This is a genomic window from Gammaproteobacteria bacterium (assembly GCA_022340215.1).
GTDB lineage: Bacteria > Pseudomonadota > Gammaproteobacteria > JAJDOJ01 > JAJDOJ01 > JAJDOJ01.
Genome location: JAJDOJ010000095.1, coordinates 1 through 3,862 on the forward strand (window position 1 = coordinate 1; position 3,862 = coordinate 3,862).

Annotated in this window: 4 protein-coding genes; 3 read left to right on the plus strand and 1 reads right to left on the minus strand. The window is 60.4% G+C overall.

The annotated features are described in order from the left end of the window. Positions 1 to 294: 294 nt before the first annotated feature. Positions 295 to 543 carry a GlsB/YeaQ/YmgE family stress response membrane protein gene (locus LJE91_07265; protein MCG6868521.1) on the minus strand — a complete coding sequence of 83 codons (249 nt, stop codon included), beginning with the start codon at positions 541 to 543 and terminating at the stop codon, positions 295 to 297. Positions 544 to 949: 406 nt separating this feature from the next. On the opposite strand from LJE91_07265, the gene LJE91_07270 reads away from it, so the two are divergent. The 3 genes from LJE91_07270 to LJE91_07280 all read left to right on the plus strand — a co-directional run bounded on the left by LJE91_07270 (position 950) and on the right by LJE91_07280 (position 3,582). Next, positions 950 to 1,600: an SH3 domain-containing protein gene (locus LJE91_07270; protein MCG6868522.1), complete on the plus strand. Its 651-nt coding sequence runs from the start codon at positions 950 to 952 to the stop codon at positions 1,598 to 1,600. 303 nt (positions 1,601 to 1,903) lie between these two features. Next, complete coding sequence (locus tag LJE91_07275) at positions 1,904 to 2,713, plus strand: transglutaminase family protein (GenBank protein MCG6868523.1); 810 nt, start codon at positions 1,904 to 1,906, stop codon at positions 2,711 to 2,713. A 59-nt stretch (positions 2,714 to 2,772) separates the two neighbouring features. Then, entirely contained in the window at positions 2,773 to 3,582 is an 810-nt protein-coding gene (locus LJE91_07280) for an N-formylglutamate amidohydrolase (GenBank protein ID MCG6868524.1), read from the plus strand. Positions 3,583 to 3,862 lie beyond the last annotated feature (280 nt).

Consider the following 3,862-nt stretch of genomic DNA (forward strand, 5'->3'; position numbering starts at 1 on the left):
AGATCGCGCCGGGTGAACTGCGAAGCAGTGAACGGCTTGGGCAGGAAGCCCAAGACCGGTGCCCAAGCAAAGCAGGGACAGCGCCGCGCCGGGATCGTTTGTCAGCCAGGCGCGACAACAGGCGCATCGTCGAACGATGGAACGGTTGTCGCAACACAGAGGACGGACGACAAAGACAAGCAGGAAGGTATGTCATTTGACAGAAATCGCCTAAGGCGATTGCCGGCAGGTGTGTTCCGGGCGCCACATCCCCAGAAAGGGATTGCGGCGTCCTTCGTTGTCCGGACAATCAGGCTATTTCTTGATCAACCCGACGACGAAAAGCAATATCGCTGCACCGACTACGGCGGTGACGATTGAACCGATCAGTCCGCCCGCGCTGATGCCCAGCAGGCCGAACAGGAAGCCACCGATCACCGCGCCTATGACGCCGACGACGATATTGCCGAGAAGTCCGAAACCACCTCCCTTCATCAGGATCCCCGCCAGCCAGCCCGCGACGGCGCCAATGGCCAGGAAGATCAGCAAACCCGTAATGTCCATGTGTTTCTCCTCGGTTGCAATTGTCCGGTGACAGAAATTGGGATCCGCTCTGCGATGGATCGGTGCGCGCAGTTAGCTTACCCGCAGCTGACAAGGGTATTCTATCGAGTTCCGCAATTGCCGTGTACTGGTCGAGGCATGTCCGAGTAACCCGAACGGAGGCAGCGAATCCGCGATGATGCGAAAAATCCTTGTTGCCCTGCTGACCGCCATGTTTGCCGCCGCCCTGATGGGCTGCGAACAGAAAGGACCGGGGAGGCTGGGGCCAAGATCGACGAGGCGGTCGAAGAGGCCGGTGAAAGACTCGAAGGGGCCGGCGAGGCCATTCAGAAAGAGGCCGGCCATTGACGCCCCGTCCACCGCTCGGTTTGCAAGCGTCAGCTGCTGTCTGCCGGGAGTCGACGCCATGGACCGGGTCACGTCAGTTCTAGCCGTCGCATGTCTCGCCATCGGCATGCCGGCATTGATACACGCCATGCCCGGTCAGGATGTGCCCGCCGCACCGGAGGATGGGGGGCCAATCAACTGGGAGGTAATCGGGATAACCGGAGGGCTCCATCTCCGCGCTCAACCATCGATCCTGGCGGATATCCTGGCCACTTATCCGTCCGGGACCATACTCGACAACCTCGGCTGCCAACGTGCCGACGGCCGGATCTGGTGCGACGTGCAGCCTTTCGGGGGCGGACCGCGTGGCTATGTCGCCGCCGATTACCTCAAACCGGCGGTCGCGCCCGACGGCAGCGTGCCGACGGGGCCGGAGACCTCTTCTCTGCGTGCCGGCCGGGGCGACTTCGATGCTACCGGCAAGATTCCCTGCGCCCAGCATGCCGGGCAGCCAATGATGCAATACGACTTCGGCGTCGCCCGCCAGGGTGGCGGATTTGCCACTGTGGTTGTAACGAAAACGGATGGCGTGAAACGTGCGATCTACTTCCGTCGGGGTATCCCCAGTGGTGCGGACACAATCGAAGCAGGCGGGTACGGGGATTTCAGCTACGAAGAGGAAAGCGACCTGAACCTGATCCGGGTTGGGGAGGACCGTTACGAGATATGATGCCGCCGTTCTAGGCGGCTGAGCAGCTAAGCGGTAAGGGGGTAAAAGCGTGACCCTATTCAGCACACAGCTAGCCCGGAACCGTACAAAACAACAGCCCGTTGATGCGGCAGAGCGGTCACTTCGAGGCTGGTTGCAGCATGCGTAGGCTTCAAACCCGCGAAGCGGGACTGCGTAGACCGCACGATTGGTACCTGGTATCGTGAAGTCGATGATTTTTCTGCGAACGGTAACGCGTGGCGCTCATATAAGGGCACAGTACGACATGCCGTTTTCCTCGGCGATACGCATAGGGAGATCAGAATGCGGATCCGGATCGGATACGAGCTGACATACGAGTGTCCACAGCCGACACCGATGATCCTGACACTGAACGTCCATTTCAGCCGCGTTTCCGACCTCGTCACCCCAGACCACATCGTCACCAACCCACCGATTCCGACTACAGCCTATCGCGATGGGTTCGGAAACTGGTGCAGTAGAATCATCGCTCCGCCGGGTGAAATCCGCATGTCCACCGACACGCTCATCAACGACAGTGGGCTGCCGGATGTGGTCAACTCCGCCGCCCCGCAGCATGCCGTGCAGGATTTGCCGGAGGAGACCCTGGTGTTCCTGCTAGGGAGCCGCTACTGCGAAACCGATCGGCTATCGGAAACGGCCTGGACTCTGTTCGGGCAGACACCTCTCGGTTGGCCGCGGGTCAAGGCGATCTGTGATTTTGTCCACGGGCATATCGCCTTCGGCTATCAACATGCCCGGGCGACCAAGACCGCTCTCGAGGCCTTCAACGAGCGTATGGGCGTGTGTCGGGACTACACCCACCTCGCGATCGCTTTCTGTCGCTGCATGAACATTCCCGCGCGCTACTGCACGGGCTATCTGGGTGACATCGGGGTCCCTGCCTCGCCGGATCCGATGGATTTTTCCGCCTGGTTCGAGGCGTACCTTGGCGGCCGGTGGCATACCTTCGATCCTCGCAACAACATGCCGCGGATCGGGCGCATATTGATCGCCCGGGGGCGAGACGCAGCGGATGTGCCGATCAGTAACGCATTCGGCCTCAACGTGCTCAAGCGCTTTAAGGTGTGGACGGATGAAGTGGAGGGGTAAGTGCCGGTGCTGATTCCGAAGCTGTGCGCGTATGGCTTGCCTCGAACCGGTCCACGATGATGGACTCGCAAACGCCGGCATATGAAGCAACGTTATTCGGGCGCGATGATCCGGCCCCTGTCGAGACGTTCAATGCAGCTGGGAGTGGTCATGCGGTGCTGGTCTGCGATCACGCGTCCAATAGAGTCCCCGAACGGCTCGGTACCCTTGGCCTCGAGCCGGATCTGCTAACCGATCACATCGGCTGGGATCCGGGTGCAGCCGACGTCGCGCACCGCCTCGCGGAACATCTGGATTCCCCATTGGTGTTGAGTGGCTACTCGCGTCTTGTCATCGACTGCAATCGACCGCTCGGCAATGCGGAATCTATTGCCGAACGAAGCGCCGGCGTGTTCATCCCAGGCAACCGCGGGCTGTCTCCCCTGGAGCGATCAATCCGCATCGATGCACTGTTCCGGCCATATCACGGCGCCATTGTCGAGTTGCTCGATGGCCGTTCCCACCGACCGACTGTGTTGATCAGCATCCACAGCTTTACGCCGGTCCTAAACGGCCGTTTGCGGCCCTGGCACATCGGCATCTCTCACTGGTGCGACCAGCGGCTCGCCGCGCTCCTGATAGGAGCGCTCCGTCGCACAGGGGATTTCACCATAGGGGACAATGAGCCGTACCCCATCGAAAACAACATTGACTACACGATCCCCTTCCATGGCGAGGGTCGCGGATTACCCTCCGTCATGATCGAGATCCGCCAAGACGAGATTCTGACATCGGCGGGCGCAGCCGCTTGGGCAGCACGGCTCGCGGCGGCCTATTGCCTTATTGAGGTGGAGATACCGCGTCTGTTCGGGTTTTCGTTTCAGGCGTGATTGCACGTCGAGCCGAGGATAGCTGAATTTCCGGGAAAGTATACGTAATTCATGCACGTAGTGATTGTCGATTCTCTACCCCACTGCAGACGTCGGTCCGCGCGGCGCCTGTGGTGGGAATTGCCCGAAACCGCGGGCAGCCGTTGCCCGGTTCGCAGTTCGTAAGTGGGACACAGTGGACGCTCGAGAGGTCAAGCTCGGAGGTCTGTACTGGGTCGTTTGCCGCCTTTCAGCATCTTCATAATAGAAGCGTTGGCTAGAGCTATGGATTCGGCTGGAG